The organism is Streptomyces sp. NRRL WC-3742 (assembly GCF_000720635.1).
Lineage (GTDB): Bacteria > Actinomycetota > Actinomycetes > Streptomycetales > Streptomycetaceae > Kitasatospora.
Genome location: NZ_JOCF01000001.1, coordinates 114,894 through 133,827, shown reverse-complemented (window position 1 = coordinate 133,827; position 18,934 = coordinate 114,894). Strand labels below are relative to the sequence as shown.

The window sequence follows — 18,934 nt, the reverse complement described above, 5'->3', positions numbered from 1 at the left end:
CGCGGCCTCTCCGCTCGCGTTCTCTGTTGTGGGCGACGGGCCGTGGCCTGCGCGGATGGGAACGTACGCCCGAGTCGTCGTACGCTTCGCCGGTCAGATCATGTGGAGAACCCGTGACCGCCGGAGTGAACCGTGCCGCCCGCCCCTCTTCCCCGCACCGTTCGGGCGGCGGCAGCGGCCCTGCTGCTGCTCGGCGCCACCACCGGCTGCAGCCTCCTGGCCGCCCCGAACGCCGAGCCCCCCGGCAGGCCCGCCTCGGTGCCGCCCCGGCAGGTGGTGCTCACCGCGGCCCAGGCGCTGGACGACTCCGGCGGCGCCCGGATCACGGTGCTCCAGGAGGGCCCGGCCGGCCGGCGCACGGCGGGCGGCACGCTCACCTGGGGAGCCCGGGACGAGGGCGCGTTGACCGTCACCGATGAACTGGGCACCGGGCGGCTGACCGTCCGCGACGGCGTGCTCGACCTCGCCTACCAGGGCGGAGCGGCCAAGCACGGCGACCGGGCGGCCGCCGAGTCCCTGGACCCGGCCGCCGCCGTGGGGGCCGCCCCGGCGCCCTGGGCGGGCGGCTGGATGACCGCCCTGGTCACCAACCCCGGCAGCCGGGCGTACGCCGTCGCGCAGACCGCCAAGCTCTCCTCCCTGGGCGGCGAGGAGCTGGGCGGCGCGACCGTCGCGCACTACCGGGGCACCGTGGAGGTGGCCGAACTCTTCGGCGCGGGCGGCGAGTTGAGCCCGCAGCAGGTGGCCGCCACGGTCGGCTGGTACCAGGGGCGCGGGGTCGCGACGCTCGGGTACGACCTCTGGGTCGGGCCGGGGGACAAGCTGCTGAGGATGCGTGAGACGGCCGCCGGCACCGCCGGGACGACGGTCACCACGACGGACATCGGCCCCGCCGAGGAGAGCACGGCCCCGGCGCCCGGTGCCACCGGCTGACGGAGGAAACCGTTCCGGTGCGGGCGGGCGTCGTTGATCGGTAGAGTCCGCACGGGAATCGGCCCGACGCGGGCCGCCGAGGTCTCTGGGGGATCTTCATGCGCGTTGTGCGCATCGCTTCGGCCGTCGTGGCCGCCACCGTCCTGTTCGGCACCGCCACCGCCTGCGGCAGCAGCAAGAGCAACGACCAGAAGACGGCCTCCGTCGGTGACGCCGCTTCCGCGGCTCCCGCCGCGGCCAAGCCCGACGGGGATCCGAAGGCCCAGCTGACGGCCAGCGCACTGGTGATGCAGAAGGCCGGCAACAGCAAGGTCGAGGTCGACGAGGCCGGCGATCCGGACCCCTCGACCGGGGACGCCCACTGGAACAACCCGTCCAAGCCGGCGGTCGACCTCACCAGCAAGACCGACGGCAAGCCCCTCCACCTCCGCGTGGTCGGGGCCGACGCGTACCTGGGCACCGAGGCGCTCGGAGCCAAGGCGCCGAGCGGCAAGACCTGGATGCGGATGCCCGCCACGAGCGCGCTGGGCGGGGGCCTCCAGGTCGCGGCCCTGATGGTCAACCCGGTGGTCCAGCTGACCGTCGCCGCCCAGAGCGGGAAGCTGACCAAGCTCGACCCGGAGGACGTGGGCGGCGCCAAGGCCACCCACATCCGCGCCACCGAGGACAGCAGCGTGCTGATCGCCGGAATGACGGGCCTCTCGGCGGAGCAGCACGCGGCCGTCCAGAGGGTGGTGGAACTGGAGGGCAAGACCCTCACCGTCGACTTCTGGATCAACGACAAGCTGGAGCTGGTCAAGCTCCAGGAGCACGGCGACGCCAAGGGGAGCCAGGACCCCACCACCGTCAAGTACTCGGGCCTCGGCAAGGCGGCGCCGGTCGAGGCCCCCGCCGCCAAGGACGTCGCCGACGGCGACCTGAGCAAGCTGCTCGGCTGACCGGCGGGGGTCGGCACCTGCCGGCCCGGCCCGGGATGGCAAGGTAGGCCCGAGGGCGGGGCGAGGGAGGAACGGACGATGGCGGCACGGCGGCGGTTGGCGGCCCTGGCCGTCGTCGTGCTGCTCGCGGGCGGGGCGCTGACCGGCTGTGACGGGGGAGGGGACGCGGCGGCGGCCGGGGGGAGCACCAGCCCCAGCCCCACCCGCGCCCCGGCGACCAGCTCCACCCCGACCGGCCCGGCCAAGCCGACGGACCGCTCCCCGCACGGCGTCCTGCTCTCCGCGGAGCTGGCCATGCAGACCGCCCGCCGGGCCAAGGTCAGCTACCGGCTGGGCGCGGACGCCGGCTCGGGGCCGCTGTTCTGGGCACCCAAGACCGCGATGCAGCTCAAGCGCTCCACCGCGGCCGGCCCCCAGGAGCTGATCGTCGTGGACACCGTCGCCTACCAGGGCGGCGACGCGGCCACCGCGGCCCGCCAGGGCGGCCGGCACTGGGAGCGCTTCACCGTCCCGCCCGGCCCGGACGGCCGCAAGGAGGTCCCGTACGCGGCGTTGATCGACCTGCTGAACCCCGTCGAGGCGCTCGCCGCCGCCACCGCGGACGGCGTGGAGGCGACCCTCCTCGGCGAGGAGAAGCTGGACGACTCGACCGTCGAGCACTACCGGGTCACCACCACCGCGGAGAAGTACGCGGCCGCCCAGACCCAGCTGTCCCAGGCCCGCCGGGACGGCCTGCGGGCGGCGCTCGCCCCCGGCGGCTCCCGGACGCTCACGCTGGACCTCTGGCTCAGCGACAGGGACCAGCTGGTCAAGCTCCAGCGCACCGGCACCGGGGACACCGGCCGGGCGGACGACTCGGTGCTCTACTCCGACCACGCCGGCGCCCTGCTCTCCGCCCAGGCCCCGGCCGAGACGGACACCGTGGACACCGGTGTGCGAACGGTCCCGCCCACGGCCCGCTGAGTCGCGCCGGGCCGGGCCGCGCTACTCCGTCCGAGGGCGATTTGCTTCGTCCGGGCGCGTCGGTCTACTCTGGCGGAAGCCAAAGACCGCTGGTTGTCGCCGTGCACCCGACAGGGAGCCGGTGGCCGAAGGATCTGCGATTCGTCGCAGGCAGCCCGCGCAGGTGTGTCTGGAGCTTTCGACTTCCGGGTGCCGCGTCCGCGTGGAGCCCGTCGAGGTCACTGCGAGCCCCGTGCGCCTGCGCACCGGGGCTCATTGCTTTTTGCAGGAGCTTTCCTTCCCCGCCGGTCCGAGGTGCTGATGGTCGACTTTCACGGTCGGCCGGACTTCGACATCACGGAAGGAGGCGTAAGCCTATGGCCAGGCCCGACAAGGCTGCTGCCGTCGCCGAGGCCACGGAGAAGTTCCGTGGCTCCTCTGCGGTGCTGCTCACCGAGTACCGCGGTCTCTCGGTGAAGCAGGTCAAGACCCTGCGTCGCTCGCTCGGCGACAACGCCGAGTACGCCGTGGTGAAGAACACGCTGACCAAGATCGCGGCCAACGAGGCCGGGATCTCCGCGCTCGACGACCTGTTCAACGGTCCGACGGCTGCTGCCTTCGTCACCGGTGACCCGGTGGAGTCGGCGAAGGCTCTGCGTGACTTCGCCAAGGAGAACCCCGCTCTCATCATCAAGGGCGGTGTCCTTGACGGTAAGGCGCTGTCCGCCGATGAGATCAAGAAGCTCGCGGACCTCGAGTCCCGCGAGGTGCTGCTCGCCAAGCTGGCGGGTGCCCTGAAGGCCAAGCAGTCCCAGGCTGCCGCGCTCTTCCAGGCCCTGCCGTCGAAGCTCGTCCGCACTGTGGACGCGCTGCGCGACAAGGTCGAGCAGGGCGGTGCCGGTACGCCGGCTCCCGCCGCCGAGGACGCCGCCGCCGAGTAATCGGCAGGCTCACGCCTCGCTGCGGGCCCGTGCCCGCCCAACCCGTACATACGGCACCACCTGCCGATTTAGTGGAAGGACGCCATCATGGCGAAGCTGACCCAGGACGAGCTGCTCGCGCAGTTCGAGGAGCTCACCCTCATCGAGCTCGCTGCCTTCGTGAAGGCTTTCGAGGAGAAGTTCGACGTCACCGCTGCCGCCCCGGTCGCCGTTGCCGCCGCCGGTGCTGCCGCCCCGGTTGAGGCCGAGGCCGAGCAGGACGAGTTCGACGTCATCCTCGAGGGTGCCGGCGACAAGAAGATCCAGGTCATCAAGGAGGTGCGCACCCTGACCTCCCTCGGCCTGAAGGAGGCCAAGGACCTCGTTGACACCGCTGGTGCCAAGGTTCTGGAGAAGGTTGCCAAGGACGTTGCCGAGAAGGCCAAGGCCGCTCTCGAGGGCGCCGGCGCCAAGGTCACCGTCAAGTGACTTCTCGCTCTCTCTGAGAGAGCCTGAGGCCGGGCCGATCACCCCTGTGGTGGTCGGCCCGGCCTTTTCGCGTACCCGGCCCGGCGCGGGCGCTCTTTCGGCTCAGCGGGCCACCGGTGTGGCCGATCGCCCACTCGGCACTGTCGGTGGCGAGGAGTAAGGTGATCACCGTCATCGAGGTGGCTCCCACCACGGCTTCTGTAACGCCGGAGGGGTCTGGAGCGATGGTGGAGGCAAGGCCCGCCGAGCAGGCGGGCCCTTGACGAACCCGACGCGGCGCGCGATTCTCGAGGCGCGAGTCCACCGGGTTGGTCGGCCGCCGGATGCATAACCGGCGGCCCGGGCGGGAAAGTGACTCGTCGTGAGTTAGAGCAGTACCCGGCGGGCCCCGAGTCCGCCGGCTACCGGGAGGAGTCTCCGATTCGGTTTCCGAATCAGAGCTGGACAGCAGTGCAGCCTTTGGCTACACTGTCCCTTTGCGCTGCCTGTTAGCTTCTCCGTGACTCGTCGCCCGGAGTTTGCGTTGCCCTGATGGGGTCTGGCACCGCCTCCGCAAAGCGGCTCTGACCTGGGGTTTCGACCCCGGCGGAGGCCAGTGGCGAGGGAGGCGGCACCAAGCCCGACCAGGCCCGGCCGGTACGCGCGTAGTGAGCTCCGAGCCCTCGGAAGGACCCCCCTCTTGGCCGCGCCGCGCAACGCCTCGAACAATTCCGCCGCATCCACCGCCCCTCTCCGCGTCTCGTTCGCGAAGATCAAGGAGCCCCTCGAGGTCCCGAACCTCCTGGCCCTGCAGACCGAGAGCTTTGACTGGCTGCTCGGCAACGCGGCCTGGAAGTCCCGGGTCGAGGCGGCCCTGGAGAGTGGTCAGGACGTCCCCACCAAGTCCGGTCTGGAGGAGATCTTCGAGGAGATCTCGCCGATCGAGGACTTCAGTGGGTCGATGTCGCTGACCTTCCGCGACCACCGTTTCGAGCCGCCGAAGAACTCCATTGACGAGTGCAAGGACCGCGACTTCACGTACGCGGCCCCGCTCTTCGTCACGGCCGAGTTCACCAACAACGAGACCGGTGAGATCAAGTCTCAGACGGTCTTCATGGGCGATTTCCCGCTCATGACCCACAAGGGCACGTTCGTGATCAACGGCACCGAGCGTGTCGTCGTCTCGCAGCTTGTCCGCTCCCCGGGTGTGTACTTCGACTCCACCCTGGACAAGGTGTCCGACAAGGACATCTTCTCCTGCAAGGTCATCCCCTCGCGTGGTGCCTGGCTGGAGATGGAGATCGACAAGCGCGACATGGTCGGTGTCCGCATCGACCGCAAGCGCAAGCAGTCCGTCACCGTGCTGCTGAAGGCTCTCGGCTGGACCAACGAGATGATTCTCGAGGAGTTCGGCGAGTACGAGTCCATGCGCAACACCCTGGAGAAGGACCACACCCAGGGCCAGGACGACGCGCTGCTGGACATCTACCGCAAGCTGCGTCCGGGCGAGCCGCCGACGCGCGAGGCCGCGCAGACGCTTCTGGAGAACCTGTACTTCAACCCGAAGCGCTACGACCTCGCGAAGGTCGGCCGGTACAAGCTCAACCGCAAGCTGGGCAACGCCGAGTCCCTGGACTCCGGCGTGCTCACCGAGCCCGACATCATCGGTGCGATCAAGTACCTGGTGAAGCTGCACGCGGGCGAGACCGAGTGGCGTGACGAGACCGGCCGCGACATCGTGGTCGAGGTCGACGACATCGACCACTTCGGCAACCGCCGCCTGCGCAACGTCGGCGAGCTCATCCAGAACCAGGTCCGTACGGGTCTCGCCCGTATGGAGCGCGTCGTGCGCGAGCGCATGACCACCCAGGACGTCGAGGCGATCACGCCGCAGACCCTGATCAACATCCGGCCGGTCGTCGCCTCCATCAAGGAGTTCTTCGGCACCAGCCAGCTGTCGCAGTTCATGGACCAGACGAACCCGCTGTCGGGCCTGACCCACAAGCGCCGTCTGTCCGCCCTCGGCCCCGGCGGTCTCTCCCGTGAGCGCGCCGGCTTCGAGGTCCGTGACGTGCACCCCTCGCACTACGGCCGCATGTGTCCGATCGAGACCCCCGAAGGCCCGAACATCGGTCTGATCGGGTCGCTGGCCTCGTACGGCCGGGTCAACGCGTTCGGCTTCATCGAGACCCCGTACCGCAAGGTCATCGAGGGTGTCGTCACCGAGCAGGTCGACTACCTGACGGCCGACGAGGAGGACCGCTACGTCATCGCGCAGGCCAACGCCCCGCTGACGGCGGAGCTGACCTTCGCGGAGCCGCGCGTCCTGGTCCGCCGCCGTGGCGGCGAGATCGACTACATCCCCGGCACCGAGATCGACTACATGGACGTCTCGCCGCGCCAGATGGTGTCGGTCGCGACCGCCATGATCCCCTTCCTCGAGCACGATGACGCCAACCGCGCGCTCATGGGCTCGAACATGATGCGCCAGGCCGTCCCGCTGCTGCGCAGCGAGGCGCCGCTCGTCGGCACCGGCATGGAGTACCGCTGCGCCGTCGACGCCGCCGACGTGATCACCGCCGAGAAGTCGGGCGTGGTCCAGGAGGTCTCGGCCGACTACGTCACCGTGGCGAACGACGACGGCACGTACACCACGTACCGCGCCGCCAAGTTCACCCGCTCCAACCAGGGCACCGCCTTCAACCAGAAGGTGCTCGTGGACGAGGGCGCCCGGGTCGAGGTCAACCAGGTGCTGGCCGACGGCCCCTGCACCGACGAGGGCGAGATGGCCCTCGGCAAGAACCTGCTCGTGGCGTTCATGTCGTGGGAGGGTCACAACTACGAGGACGCGATCATCCTGTCGCAGCGCCTCGTGCAGGACGACGTCCTCTCCTCGATCCACATCGAGGAGCACGAGGTCGACGCCCGTGACACCAAGCTCGGCCCCGAGGAGATCACCCGGGACATCCCGAACGTCTCCGAGGAGGTCCTCGCGGACCTCGACGAGCGCGGCATCATCCGCATCGGCGCCGACGTCGTCACCGGCGACATCCTCGTCGGCAAGGTCACCCCGAAGGGTGAGACCGAGCTGACCCCCGAGGAGCGCCTGCTCCGCGCGATCTTCGGCGAGAAGGCCCGTGAGGTCCGCGACACCTCGCTGAAGGTCCCGCACGGTGAGTCCGGCAAGGTCATCGGCGTGCGCGTCTTCGACCGCGAGGAGGGGGACGAGCTTCCCCCGGGCGTGAACCAGCTGGTCCGCGTCTACGTCGCCCAGAAGCGCAAGATCACCAACGGTGACAAGCTCGCCGGCCGTCACGGCAACAAGGGTGTCATCTCCAAGATCCTTCCGGTCGAGGACATGCCCTTCCTCGAGGACGGCACCCCGGTCGACATCATCCTCAACCCGCTGGGTGTCCCGTCCCGAATGAACCCGGGACAGGTCCTGGAGATCCACCTCGGGTGGCTCGCCAAGCAGGGCTGGGACGTCTCCGGCCTCGCCGACGAGTGGGCCCAGCGCCTCCAGGCGATCGGCGCCGACCAGGTCACGGGTGGCACCAACCTCGCCACCCCGGTCTTCGACGGCGCCCGCGAGGACGAGATCACCGGTCTGCTGGACAACACCACCCTCACCCGTGACGGTGAGCGCCTGGTGAACTCCACCGGCAAGGCCCGGCTGTTCGACGGCCGCTCCGGCGAGCCGTTCCCGATGCCGGTCTCGGTCGGCTACATGTACATCCTCAAGCTGCACCACCTGGTCGACGACAAGCTGCACGCCCGTTCGACCGGCCCGTACTCGATGATCACCCAGCAGCCGCTCGGTGGTAAGGCGCAGTTCGGTGGTCAGCGCTTCGGTGAGATGGAGGTGTGGGCCCTCGAGGCGTACGGCGCTGCGTACGCCCTGCAGGAGCTGCTCACCATCAAGTCCGACGACGTCCTCGGCCGAGTCAAGGTCTACGAGGCCATCGTCAAGGGCGAGAACATCCCCGAGCCCGGCATTCCCGAGTCCTTCAAGGTGCTCATCAAGGAAATGCAGTCGCTCTGCCTCAACGTGGAGGTGCTGTCCTCGGACGGCTCCAACATCGAGCTGCGGGACTCCGACGAGGACGTGTTCCGCGCCGCCGAGGAGCTCGGCATCGACCTGTCCCGGCGCGAGCCGAGCAGCGTCGAAGAGGTCTGACGGAGGCCGGGCCGGCTGCCCCGCGCAGCCGGCCCGTCCCCCAGGCCCCCCTCAGACCACAGATAAGAACCTCGAATCACGAAAGAGGGCTTGACGACCAGTGCTTGACGTCAACTTCTTCGACGAGCTCCGCATCGGCCTGGCCACCGCCGACGACATCCGCCAGTGGTCCCACGGCGAGGTCAAGAAGCCGGAGACCATCAACTACCGCACCCTGAAGCCGGAAAAGGACGGGCTCTTCTGCGAGAAGATCTTCGGCCCCACCCGGGACTGGGAGTGCTACTGCGGCAAGTACAAGCGCGTCCGCTTCAAGGGCATCATCTGTGAGCGCTGCGGCGTCGAGGTGACCCGCGCCAAGGTGCGTCGTGAGCGGATGGGCCACATCGAGCTGGCCGCCCCCGTCACCCACATCTGGTACTTCAAGGGCGTGCCGTCCCGCCTGGGCTACCTGCTGGACCTGGCGCCGAAGGACCTCGAGAAGGTCATCTACTTCGCCGCCTACATGATCACCTGGGTCGACGACGAGCGCCGTCAGCGCGACCTGCCGTCGCTGGAGGCGCACGTCTCCGTCGAGCGCCAGCAGATCGAGAACCGCCGCGACTCCGACCTCGAGGCCCGTGCCAAGAAGGCCGAGACCGACCTGGCCGAGCTGGAGGCCGAGGGCGCCAAGGCCGACGTGCGCCGCAAGGTGCGCGAGGGTGCCGAGCGCGAGATGAAGCAGCTGCGCGACCGCGCGCAGCGCGAGCTCGACCGCCTCGACGAGGTGTGGGCCCGCTTCAAGAACCTCAAGGTCCAGGACCTCGAGGGCGACGAGCTGCTCTACCGCGAGCTGCGCGACCGCTTCGGCACCTACTTCTCCGGCTCGATGGGCGCCGCGGCGCTCAAGGACCGCCTGGAGAGCTTCGACCTCGCCGCCGAGGCCGAGCGCCTGCGCGAGATCATCCGCACCGGCAAGGGCCAGAAGAAGACCCGTGCGCTCAAGCGCCTCAAGGTCGTCTCCGCGTTCCTGCAGACCAGCAACAAGCCCAACGGCATGGTGCTCGACTGCGTCCCGGTCATCCCGCCGGACCTGCGTCCGATGGTGCAGCTGGACGGTGGCCGCTTCGCGACCTCCGACCTGAACGACCTGTACCGCCGCGTCATCAACCGCAACAACCGCCTGAAGCGCCTCCTCGACCTCGGTGCCCCCGAGATCATCGTGAACAACGAGAAGCGCATGCTGCAGGAGGCCGTCGACGCGCTGTTCGACAACGGCCGCCGCGGCCGTCCGGTCACCGGCCCGGGCAACCGCCCGCTGAAGTCCCTGAGCGACATGCTCAAGGGCAAGCAGGGTCGTTTCCGTCAGAACCTGCTCGGTAAGCGCGTCGACTACTCGGCCCGTTCGGTCATCGTCGTCGGCCCGCAGCTCAAGCTGCACCAGTGCGGTCTGCCGAAGGCCATGGCGCTGGAGCTCTTCAAGCCGTTCGTGATGAAGCGCCTGGTCGACCTGAACCACGCGCAGAACATCAAGTCGGCCAAGCGCATGGTCGAGCGCGCCCGCCCGGTCGTGTGGGACGTCCTCGAAGAGGTCATCGCCGAGCACCCGGTCCTGCTGAACCGTGCGCCCACCCTGCACCGCCTCGGCATCCAGGCGTTCGAGCCGCAGCTCGTCGAGGGCAAGGCCATCCAGATCCACCCGCTCGTCTGCACCGCGTTCAACGCGGACTTCGACGGTGACCAGATGGCCGTCCACCTGCCGCTCTCCGCGGAGGCGCAGGCCGAGGCCCGCATCCTGATGCTGTCCTCGAACAACATCCTGAAGCCGGCCGACGGTCGCCCCGTCACCATGCCGACCCAGGACATGGTGCTCGGTCTGTTCTTCCTGACCTCGGACCGCGACAACGTGAAGGGCGAGGGCCGCTCCTTCTCGTCGACCGCCGAGGCGATCATGGCCTTCGACGCCCGCGAGCTGGACGTCCAGGCCCCGATCCACCTGCGCCTCGGCGCCGGTGTCGTCCCGCCGCGCGGCTGGACCGCCCCGGTGGACGAGGACGGCCAGCCGACCTGGTTCGACGGCGAGCCCTTCCGCCTGACCACCACCCTGGGCCGCGCGCTCTTCAACGAGCTGCTGCCCGAGGACTACCCGTTCGTCGACTACGAGGTGGGCAAGAAGCAGCTCTCCGCGATCGTCAACGACCTGGCGGAGCGCTACCCCAAGGTCACCGTCGCGGCGACCCTGGACAACCTGAAGGCGGCCGGCTTCCACTGGTCGACCCGTTCCGGTGTCACCGTCTCGATCTCGGACGTCATCGTCCCGCCGAGCAAGCCCCAGATCCTGGAGGGCTTCGAGGCCAAGGCGGAGAAGGTCCAGAAGCAGTACGAGCGCGGTCTGATCACCAACGACGAGCGCAAGCAGGAGCTCGTCGGCATCTGGACCCAGGCGACCAACGAGGTCGCGGACGCCATGGCCGCGAACTTCCCGAAGACGAACCCCATCTTCATGATGGTCGACTCGGGTGCTCGTGGAAACATGATGCAGATGCGTCAGATCGCCGGTATGCGTGGTCTGGTGTCCAACGCCAAGAACGAGACCATCCCGCGACCCATCAAGGCGTCGTTCCGTGAGGGTCTCACCGTGCTGGAGTACTTCATCTCCACCCACGGTGCCCGTAAGGGTCTGGCCGACACCGCCCTTCGTACCGCCGACTCCGGCTACCTCACCCGTCGTCTGGTCGACGTCTCCCAGGACGTCATCATTCGCGAGGAGGACTGCGGCACCGAGCGCGGCCTGAAGCTGTCGATCGGCTCCGTGGGCGCGGACGGCGTGCTGCGTAAGGCCGACGACGTCGAGACCAGCGTCTACGCCCGCATGCTCGCCGAGGACATCACCGTCGACGGCAAGCTGCTGGCCACCGCCAACACGGACCTCGGCGACGTCCTCATCGACGAGCTGATCCGTCACGGCATCGGCGAGGTCAAGACCCGCTCGATCCTCACCTGTGAGTCGGCGGTCGGCACCTGTGCCATGTGCTACGGCCGCTCGCTGGCCACCGGCAAGCTGGTCGACATCGGTGAGGCGGTCGGCATCATCGCCGCCCAGTCCATCGGTGAGCCCGGTACCCAGCTGACGATGCGTACCTTCCACACCGGTGGTGTGGCCGGTGACGACATCACCCAGGGTCTGCCCCGTGTCGTCGAGCTCTTCGAGGCCCGTACCCCGAAGGGTGTGGCCCCGATCTCCGAGGCCACCGGCCGGGCGCGGATCGAGGACACCGAGAAGACCCGCAAGATCGTCATCACGCCGGACGATGGCACCGACGAGATCGCCTACCCGGTCTCGAAGCGTGTGAAGCTGCTCGTCAGCGAGGGCGAGGCGGTCGAGGTCGGCCAGAAGCTGACCATGGGTGCTACCAACCCGCACGACGTCCTGCGCATCATGGGCCAGCGTGCCGTCCAGATCCACCTGGTCGCCGAGGTCCAGAAGGTCTACAACTCGCAGGGTGTGTCGATCCACGACAAGCACATCGAGATCATCATCCGGCAGATGCTCCGCCGCGTGACGATCATCGAGTCGGGCGACGCCGAGCTGCTCCCGGGCGAGCTCGTCGAGCGAGGCCGCTTCGAGACCGAGAACCGTCGTGTGGTCGCCGAGGGCGGTCACCCCGCCTCCGGCCGTCCGCAGCTGATGGGTATCACCAAGGCTTCGCTGGCCACCGAGTCCTGGCTGTCGGCCGCCTCCTTCCAGGAGACGACCCGGGTCCTCACCGACGCGGCGATCCACGCCAAGTCGGACCCGCTGCTGGGCCTCAAGGAGAACGTCATCCTCGGTAAGCTCATCCCGGCCGGTACGGGTCTTCCCCGCTACCGCAACATCCGGGTCGAGCCGACCGAGGAGGCCAAGGCCGCCATGTACTCGGCCGTCGGCTACGACGACTACGACCTGTCGCCCTTCGGCGCCGGCTCCGGCCAGGCGGTTCCGCTGGACGACTACGACTACGGCCCGTACAGCGGCTGAGTCGCGCGTCACTGATCGCAGGGCGGTCACCCCTCACGGGGTGGCCGCCCTGCGGCGTTTGCGCGTCGTGTCTCCGTCGTGCGGGGGAGGCCGGGGAACCGCTCGGGGGAGGGAGGTGGGGGAGGGGCTCGGCGCGGGAGGGTCATCGGTGTCGGGTTGTCGAGGCTTTTCGAACGGGGGCCGGGGATGAAGCGGGTGCTGGGTGCGGTGGCGATCACCGCGGGGGTCGTGCTGGGGATGCAGGGGTGCCTGCCGTTCGGCGGCGACCAGGAGGAGCGGACGGTCGAGTACGGGGTGTCCGAGCAGGTGAAGGAGCTGGTCGTCGAGACGGAGAACGGCGGGGCGGTGGTCACCGGCGGCGGCGACTCCGTGCGGGTGAGCGAGAAGCGGCGGTGGAAGGGGAGCGAGCCGACGGCCACCCACGAGGTGAAGGACGGCGTGCTCACCCTGCGCTACTCCTGCGACTCCTGCGGGATCGGGTACACGGTGCAGGTGCCCTCCTCCGTCAAGGTGCGGGTGAAGGCCGAGAACGGCGGGGCGCGGCTGTCCGGGCTGGCGGGGGAGGTGGACGCCTCGGTGGAGAACGGCGGGGTGGAGGCGACCGGGCTGACCGGTCCGAAGGTCCGGATGCACGCCGGCAACGGCGGGGTGAAGGCCGGCTTCACGGCGGCGCCGGCCCAGGTGGAGGCGACGGTCGGCAACGGCGGGGTGGAGCTGAAGGTGCCCGCCGGTGAGGCGTACGCGGTGGACGCGAAGGCGAAGGTCGGGGGGACGGCGGTGGGCATCCCCTCGCAGGCGGGTGCGGCGCACCGGCTGACGGCGCGGGCGGAGACCGGCGGGGTGAGCGTCAGTGGGGTCTGAGGGGGTGGCGGCAGGCCGGGCGGTGCCCGAGGACCTGCCGGTAGGGCATGATCTTCTCCGCGGGGACGGCGTCCCCGGCTACGGGGGAGGTACGGGGGTGGAGCACGTCGCGCGCTGGCGGGCACGGACGAGCGGGCTGAGCCCGTACGGCCTGGACACGTTCCTGGCGGTCTGCTCGGCCGCGGTGTCGCTCTGGTCGGTCTACAACGACAACGTGGACTGGCCCTGGTGGGTGTACCTGCTGGCGGTGTCCACCTCGGCGTTCCTGCCCTGGCGGCGCAGGCTGGGGCTGTGGGGGCTGGTGCTGTGCAGCGTGCCCTCGCTGGTGATGTCGGGGGTCGCGCACTCGGCGAATCCGCAGGTGCCGCTGTACGTGGTGATCGGGATGTACACCGTCGCGGACCGCTTCCCGGACCGGCAGCGCTGGCCGGTGCTGGCGGTGGTGGTGGTCGCCAACGTGTTCGGCACCCACTCGCCGGACGGCGCGCTGTTCAGCGTGCTCGTCTCCGGGGGCAGCTTCGTCTTCGGCGTGCTGGTGCGCGCCCAGCGGGTGCTGGCGGCCCTCCAGGCCGAGCGGGCTCGGGAGGCCGGGGACCGGGCGGCCAGCGAGGCGGCCCGCGCGGTGGCCGAGGAGCGCTCCAGGATCGCCCGGGAGATGCACGACATCCTGGCGCACGCCGTCTCGCTGATGGTGATCCAGGCCGAGGCCGGGCCGGTGGTGGTGCACAGCGATCCGGACCGGGCGGTGCGCGCCTTCGACACGATCGCCGATGCCGGCCGCGACGCGATGGTCCAACTGCGGCGGGTGCTGGGCGTGCTGAAGGAGGACGGGGCGGCTCAGGCGCTGGCGCCGCAGCCCCGGCTGGCCGAGCTCGCCGAGGTGGCGGAGCGGGTGCGCGGCGCCGGGCTGAGCGTGGACCTCGAACTCGCCGAGGCGCCGGCCGGGTTGACGGCCGACGTGGAGGCGGCGGCGTACCGGATCGTGCAGGAGGCGCTGACCAACACCGTCAAGCACTCCGGGGCGGACCGGGCCGCGATCAGGGTCCGGTGCGTCGGCGAGGTGCTGGAGGTCGTGGTCTCCGACAACGGGCGCGGCGTGCCGATGGCCGCCGACCGTAAGGTGGCCGGCTGGTCCGGCGGCCGGGGGCTGGTCGGCGTCCGGGAGCGGGCGGCGGCCTGCGGCGGGCGGGCCGAGGCCGGTCCGGGGCCGCAGGGCAGGGGTTTCGTGGTGAGCGCCCGGCTGCCGCTGGGGGCCGGGGTGGTGAGGGAGAAGGTGGGCGGATGACGCCGATTCGGGTGGTCGTCGCGGACGACCAGGAGCTGGTGCGGGCCGGGTTCGGGATGATCCTGGACGCCCAGCCGGACATCGAGGTCGTGGCCGAGGCGTGCGACGGCGCCGAGGCGGTCGAGGCGGTGCGCGCCCACACCCCGGACGTGCTGCTGCTGGACGTCCGGATGCCGGTGATGGACGGGCTGGAGGCGGCCCGCCGGGTGTGCGCGGAGTTCCCCGCCACCAAGGTGATCATGCTGACCACCTTCGACATCGACGACTACGTCTTCGACGCGCTGTACGCGGGCGCGAGCGGCTTCCTGCTCAAGGACGTCCGGCGGGACGACCTCGCGCACGGGGTGCGGATGGTCGCCTCGGGGGAGGCGCTGCTCGCGCCGTCCGTCACCCGGCGGCTGATCGGCGAGTTCGCCGCGCGCCGGCCGGGCACGCCGGACCGGGCGGTGCGCCCGCCGTCCAAGCTGCTCGAGCAGCTCACCCTGCGCGAGCACGAGACGCTGCGGCTGCTCGCGCGCGGGCTGTCCAACGCGGAGATCGCGGCGGAGCTGGTGGTCAGCGAGCACACCGTGAAGACCCATGTCAGCAACGTGCTGAGCAAGCTGGGGCTGCGCGACCGGGTGCACGCGGTGGTGTTCGCGTACGAGGCCGGGGCGGTCGTGGCGGGCGAGGGCTGAGGCCCTGCGCGCCCTCCGTCGCACGGGGGAGGGCCGGGGTTCGCCGGTACGGGCGATCCGCGACGAGGGCCCCGGCCGGGAGGCTCTGGGGTGTCGGAACGGACCACGGACACCGCTGGAGCTCCTCGGATGAATGCCAACCGCAACAGCCGCCTCACCACCTACGCCGTCGTCGGCGCCCCCGCGCTGATGGCCCTCTACGGGGCCGTCCGCCTGGTGCCCGGCTCCCGTGAACCGGGCCTCGGCTGGACGGCCGGGCACACCGCGATGTTCGCCGGCCTGCTGCTGTTCGCCCCGGTGTTCCTGGCCCTGCGCCGGCTGCTCGCCCCGCGCGGCACCATGGCCGGGCGGCTGGCCGCGAACGCCGCGCTGGGGACGGCGTTCGCGGGCCTGGCGGCCTCGCTGGTGCAGATCGGGATCGACCTGGTGGTCGGGCTGGCGGCGGCGGACAAGGCGGACCAGTCGCGGATGTTCGAGCGCGTCCAGTCCGTCCCGGGGGTGCTGCCCGTCGTGTACCAGGTCGTCCCGCTGCTGTTCTACGTCGGCCTGCTGGCGATGCTGGTCGCCGCCTCGGTGGGCGCGCACCGGGCGCTGGGCTGGTGGAGCCCGGTGCTGGTGCTGGTCGGCACGGTCGCCTCGGGGGCGGATCTGGCCTTCATCCCGCTCGCCGCCGCCTGCTACCTGGTGGCCCTGTTCCCGCTGGCCGGCTTCGGCGCCCGGCCCACCGCGGCACTGGCCTAACTCACCCGGAAGACCGGCCCGCGCGGGGTGAACGGCAGCCCGGCCCCGCGCGGCACGAGGTAGGCGTGCTCGCGGCGCACCCGCAGCACGTCGCAGGCGCCGTCGGTGATGATCAGGACGGGCGCCCCGGGCGGGAAGTCCTCGGCCCGCTCCAGCAGGTCGACGCCCGGCTGGAGGACGGTGCCGCCGCGGCCGTGCACCCGCACCCGCCCGGCGATCTCCTCCACCGCGACGTACCCGACGTCGTGCGGGGCGGCGTCGCAGTGCACCACCCGGGCGGCGGGGACGTCCCGGGCGGCGGCGTAGGAGGCGATCGCGCCCAGCGCCTTGCCGAGCAGCGTGCGGTCCATCGAGCCCGAGGTGTCCAGCACCACCCCGAAGGTGCAGCGCGGCACCTCCTCCTCGGGGTGGTGGCGCCCGGCCCGGGGGATGTCCGGGGTGGCGGACTGCCGGCGGGAGGGGCGGGAGTAGCTGCGGACGGGCTGCGGGCTCGGCACGAACTCGTCGAACCAGCGGGCCAGTTTGGCGTCCCAGGACAGCGGCGGGTGGGCGAGCGCCCTGATCTCCTCGACCAGCCCGGCCGGGAGCAGGCCGCGTTCGCGCCCGTGCAGCTCGAAGCCCTGCTGGAGGCCGCGCCGGTAGAAGTCGTCGAGGTCGACGAAGTCGCGCGGGCCCCGGTCGAGCGGGGCGTCCAGGACGTCCGGGCGGTTCCTGCCGGCCAGGGTGGCGAGCCGGCGGATGCGGCGCTGGTCCTGGACGATGCGGTCGTACACCTCCTCGGCCGACATGCCCTTCAGCTGAGGGTCGTGCAACAGGCCGTCGGGCATGTCGCCGACGCCCATCTCCAGCAGCCAGCCGTTGATGACGTAGTCCGCGGCCACGTTGAACAGGAACGGGTCGCGCCCGCCCCGGCGCTCGCCGTGCCGCAGGGCGGCGTGCAGCATCTCGTGGCCGAGGATGAAGCGCCACTCCTCGTCGGTGTGGCGGCGCAGCGGGTTGACGTAGATCTCGCCGGCGGAGGCGTCGACCGCGGCCACCGAGATGTCGTACGCGCGGGCGAGTTCGGCGTCGGCGACGACGGTGAGGCCGGCCGCGATCCCGCCGAGCAGCGGGTAGCTGGAGACGAACCAGTTCAGCGCCCTGGTCCACGGCCGTTCGGGCAGGCGCACGCCGGCCTCGTCGACCCGGCCGCCGGCCTGGTCCATCGCGACGGACATGGCGCGGGTGAGCGCCGCGGCGAAGACCGTCTCCCAGTCGTCCGGGGCGTGCGCGTTGTCGCGCCACTCGACCAGCAGCTGGTCGCAGGCGCCGGCGCCCGCGGTGCCGGCCGTCCCAGCCTCCTCGGCGGGCGGCAGCCCGTCGCGGCGCCAGCGGGCGGCCAGCTCCTCCTCGTCCCCGCCGGGGAAGTTCTGGGGGAGTGCGACGGGCGCCCGGCCGACCTTGAAGGTGGCGAGGAAGCGGTTGACCACCGCGCAGCGGGCGGCGGCCAGTTCGGCGTCCGGCTGGGTCCGGGCGCCCCGGGCGGCCGGGACGTGCCCGAAGCCCAGGTGCAGCAGGCAGTGCGCCAGGGCCCAGGCCCACTCCTCGGGCTCGGAGCGGCGGTGCGGGTTGACGTGCAGGGTGCCGCTGGAGCTGACGGTCACCCAGCCGTCGGGCGGGTAGTGGGCACAGTCCCGGTCCCGGCAGTAGTTGGCCTTCAGCGCGGCCAGCGCCGGGTTGCCGAGCAGCAGCCGGACGCCGTCGGTGAAGGCTTCGAGGTTGGGGTCCTTGGCCGGGGCGTCCTTCGAGCCCTGCTTCTTCGTGCCCTTCGCGTTCTTCGTGCCCTGTGCGGACTTCACCGGCGGGCCTCGACCAGCCGGGGCATGTCCCGGGCGGCCTCGATCAGGAACCAGGACGGCAGCACCGGGTTCCCGTCCGCGCCGTCCGCGATCACCGTCTGGGCCACCTCGACCGAGATCTCGGCCAGCTGCACCAGCAGTGACTTGGCCCGGAAGGCCGTCTGCCGCTGCGCCCCGGAGGCGTGCTCCTTGCGGGCGGGCAGCTCCTTGACGAGCCGGCCGCGGAAGGCGTCGGCCAGGTAGTAGAGCAGGTCGCGGTCCTCCAGCCGGTGCGGCCAGCGGGCGTCGCCCTTGAGGATCGCCTCCAGGCCGTAGGAGTTGCGGACGATCTTCGCGTAGCCGCAGAAGGCCACCGCGTGGTTCGGGGAGAGCAGGCCGTGGGCGACCACCTTGAGGGTGGCCTCGTCCAGGGTGGGCCCGAAGGAGTGCAGCGCGTCGGAGAGCATGTGCCAGGCGCGCGGGGTGGAGAACGGCTCCTCGGACTTCGGCGGGGCGGACCACAGGTGGTCGGGCCGGTCGGTGAGGTGGTCGACGATCCAGGGGTGGATGCCGGCCCCGGCCGCCCACAGCAGCCAGTCCTGGGCGCTGGCCCGCAGGTGGACGTGGACCAGGCGGTTGACCAGGGCGGAGGCCATCGGGCGGGCGAGCGCGCCGTCGGTGGCGCGGTTCCCGGCGCCGATCACGATCGATCCGGGCGGCAGCTCGTAGGAGCCGATCCGGCGGTCCAGGATCAGCGAGTAGAACGCCTTCTGGACGTCGGGCGAGGCGGCGTTGAGCTCGTCCAGGAACAGGCAGTACGGCTCGTCGCGGGCGATCTGCTCGGGCGGGCAGAACCGCGAGCGGCCCTCGGGGGTGAGCTGTGGGACACCGATCAGGTCCTCCGGGGCCAGCTGGGTGCCGACCAGGCTCACGCACTCCAGGCCGAGCGATTCGGCGAACGCCCTGACCAGGGAGGACTTGCCGATACCGGGCGCGCCCCAGAGGAACACGGGGCGGACGGTGGCGAGACCGAGCAGCAGCTCGGGGATCTGGGCGGGCGAGACGCTGACTGCACCCTGCAAGGGGGCTCCTCCGGAATTCTTCGTCGAGTGACCGGGCCAGTGTGCTGTGGGAGTTGACGGTCGCGCACCCGGATTTCCGGTGGCCGCCGCAGTCGTGGA

Annotated in this window: 13 protein-coding genes; 11 read left to right on the top strand and 2 right to left on the bottom strand. The window is 70.9% G+C overall.

The window, feature by feature from the left end:
* Positions 1 to 132: 132 nt before the first annotated feature.
* From IH61_RS0100635 to IH61_RS0100585, 11 genes are all read left to right on the top strand, one after another.
* On the top strand, positions 133 to 933 hold the full coding sequence (locus IH61_RS0100635; protein WP_031063166.1) for a hypothetical protein: 801 nt from the start codon (positions 133 to 135) through the stop codon (positions 931 to 933).
* Positions 934 to 1,040: 107 nt separating this feature from the next.
* On the top strand, positions 1,041 to 1,871 hold the full coding sequence (locus IH61_RS0100630) for a hypothetical protein (RefSeq protein WP_031063161.1): 831 nt from the start codon (positions 1,041 to 1,043) through the stop codon (positions 1,869 to 1,871).
* Positions 1,872 to 1,949: 78 nt separating this feature from the next.
* Positions 1,950 to 2,834, top strand: coding sequence for a hypothetical protein (locus IH61_RS0100625; RefSeq protein WP_031063159.1), 885 nt, complete (start codon positions 1,950 to 1,952; stop codon positions 2,832 to 2,834).
* Positions 2,835 to 3,190: 356 nt separating this feature from the next.
* A complete protein-coding gene (rplJ, locus tag IH61_RS0100620; RefSeq protein WP_031063155.1) occupies positions 3,191 to 3,754 on the top strand; it encodes a 50S ribosomal protein L10 in 564 nt (187 codons plus the stop codon).
* Between the two features lie 87 nt (positions 3,755 to 3,841).
* Positions 3,842 to 4,222, top strand: a complete 381-nt coding sequence (gene rplL, locus IH61_RS0100615) for a 50S ribosomal protein L7/L12 (RefSeq protein WP_031063152.1) — start codon at positions 3,842 to 3,844, stop codon at positions 4,220 to 4,222.
* Positions 4,223 to 4,901: 679 nt separating this feature from the next.
* Positions 4,902 to 8,378: a DNA-directed RNA polymerase subunit beta gene (gene rpoB, locus IH61_RS0100610; RefSeq protein ID WP_031063149.1), complete on the top strand. Its 3,477-nt coding sequence runs from the start codon at positions 4,902 to 4,904 to the stop codon at positions 8,376 to 8,378.
* Between the two features lie 100 nt (positions 8,379 to 8,478).
* Positions 8,479 to 12,372: a DNA-directed RNA polymerase subunit beta' gene (locus IH61_RS0100605; RefSeq protein WP_031063146.1), complete on the top strand. Its 3,894-nt coding sequence runs from the start codon at positions 8,479 to 8,481 to the stop codon at positions 12,370 to 12,372.
* A 186-nt stretch (positions 12,373 to 12,558) separates the two neighbouring features.
* The gene (locus IH61_RS0100600; protein WP_051836049.1) at positions 12,559 to 13,233 is read left to right on the top strand and encodes a hypothetical protein; all 675 of its coding nucleotides are present in this window, start codon (positions 12,559 to 12,561) and stop codon (positions 13,231 to 13,233) included.
* A 97-nt stretch (positions 13,234 to 13,330) separates the two neighbouring features.
* Positions 13,331 to 14,518 carry a sensor histidine kinase gene (locus tag IH61_RS0100595; protein ID WP_037971194.1) on the top strand — a complete coding sequence of 396 codons (1,188 nt, stop codon included), beginning with the start codon at positions 13,331 to 13,333 and terminating at the stop codon, positions 14,516 to 14,518.
* On the top strand, positions 14,515 to 15,195 hold the full coding sequence (locus IH61_RS0100590; protein ID WP_031063135.1) for a response regulator: 681 nt from the start codon (positions 14,515 to 14,517) through the stop codon (positions 15,193 to 15,195). The genes IH61_RS0100595 and IH61_RS0100590 overlap by 4 nt, the downstream gene beginning before the upstream one ends.
* Positions 15,196 to 15,324: 129 nt before the next feature.
* Positions 15,325 to 15,936, top strand: a complete 612-nt coding sequence (locus IH61_RS0100585; RefSeq protein WP_031063133.1) for a hypothetical protein — start codon at positions 15,325 to 15,327, stop codon at positions 15,934 to 15,936.
* On the opposite strand, the gene IH61_RS0100580 is transcribed toward IH61_RS0100585, so the two are convergent.
* A complete protein-coding gene (locus IH61_RS0100580; RefSeq protein ID WP_031063131.1) occupies positions 15,933 to 17,774 on the bottom strand; it encodes a DUF2201 family putative metallopeptidase in 1,842 nt (613 codons plus the stop codon). The two genes, IH61_RS0100585 and IH61_RS0100580, sit on opposite strands and share 4 nt — an antisense overlap.
* A complete protein-coding gene (locus tag IH61_RS0100575; RefSeq protein WP_031063128.1) occupies positions 17,771 to 18,835 on the bottom strand; it encodes an ATP-binding protein in 1,065 nt (354 codons plus the stop codon). Before IH61_RS0100575 ends, IH61_RS0100580 begins: the two co-directional genes overlap by 4 nt.
* Positions 18,836 to 18,934: the final 99 nt, after the last annotated feature.

What these genes read in the sequence shown, in the direction of transcription:
- IH61_RS0100625 (WP_031063159.1), top strand. Translation starts at nt 1,950, where the DNA reads ATGGCGGCACGGCGGCGGTTGGCGGCCCTGGCCGTCGTCGTGCTGCTC.
- IH61_RS0100585 (WP_031063133.1), top strand. Translation starts at nt 15,325, where the DNA reads ATGAATGCCAACCGCAACAGCCGCCTCACCACCTACGCCGTCGTCGGC.
- IH61_RS0100590 (WP_031063135.1), top strand. Translation starts at nt 14,515, where the DNA reads ATGACGCCGATTCGGGTGGTCGTCGCGGACGACCAGGAGCTGGTGCGG.
- rplL (WP_031063152.1), top strand. Translation starts at nt 3,842, where the DNA reads ATGGCGAAGCTGACCCAGGACGAGCTGCTCGCGCAGTTCGAGGAGCTC.
- rplJ (WP_031063155.1), top strand. Translation starts at nt 3,191, where the DNA reads ATGGCCAGGCCCGACAAGGCTGCTGCCGTCGCCGAGGCCACGGAGAAG.
- IH61_RS0100600 (WP_051836049.1), top strand. Translation starts at nt 12,559, where the DNA reads ATGAAGCGGGTGCTGGGTGCGGTGGCGATCACCGCGGGGGTCGTGCTG.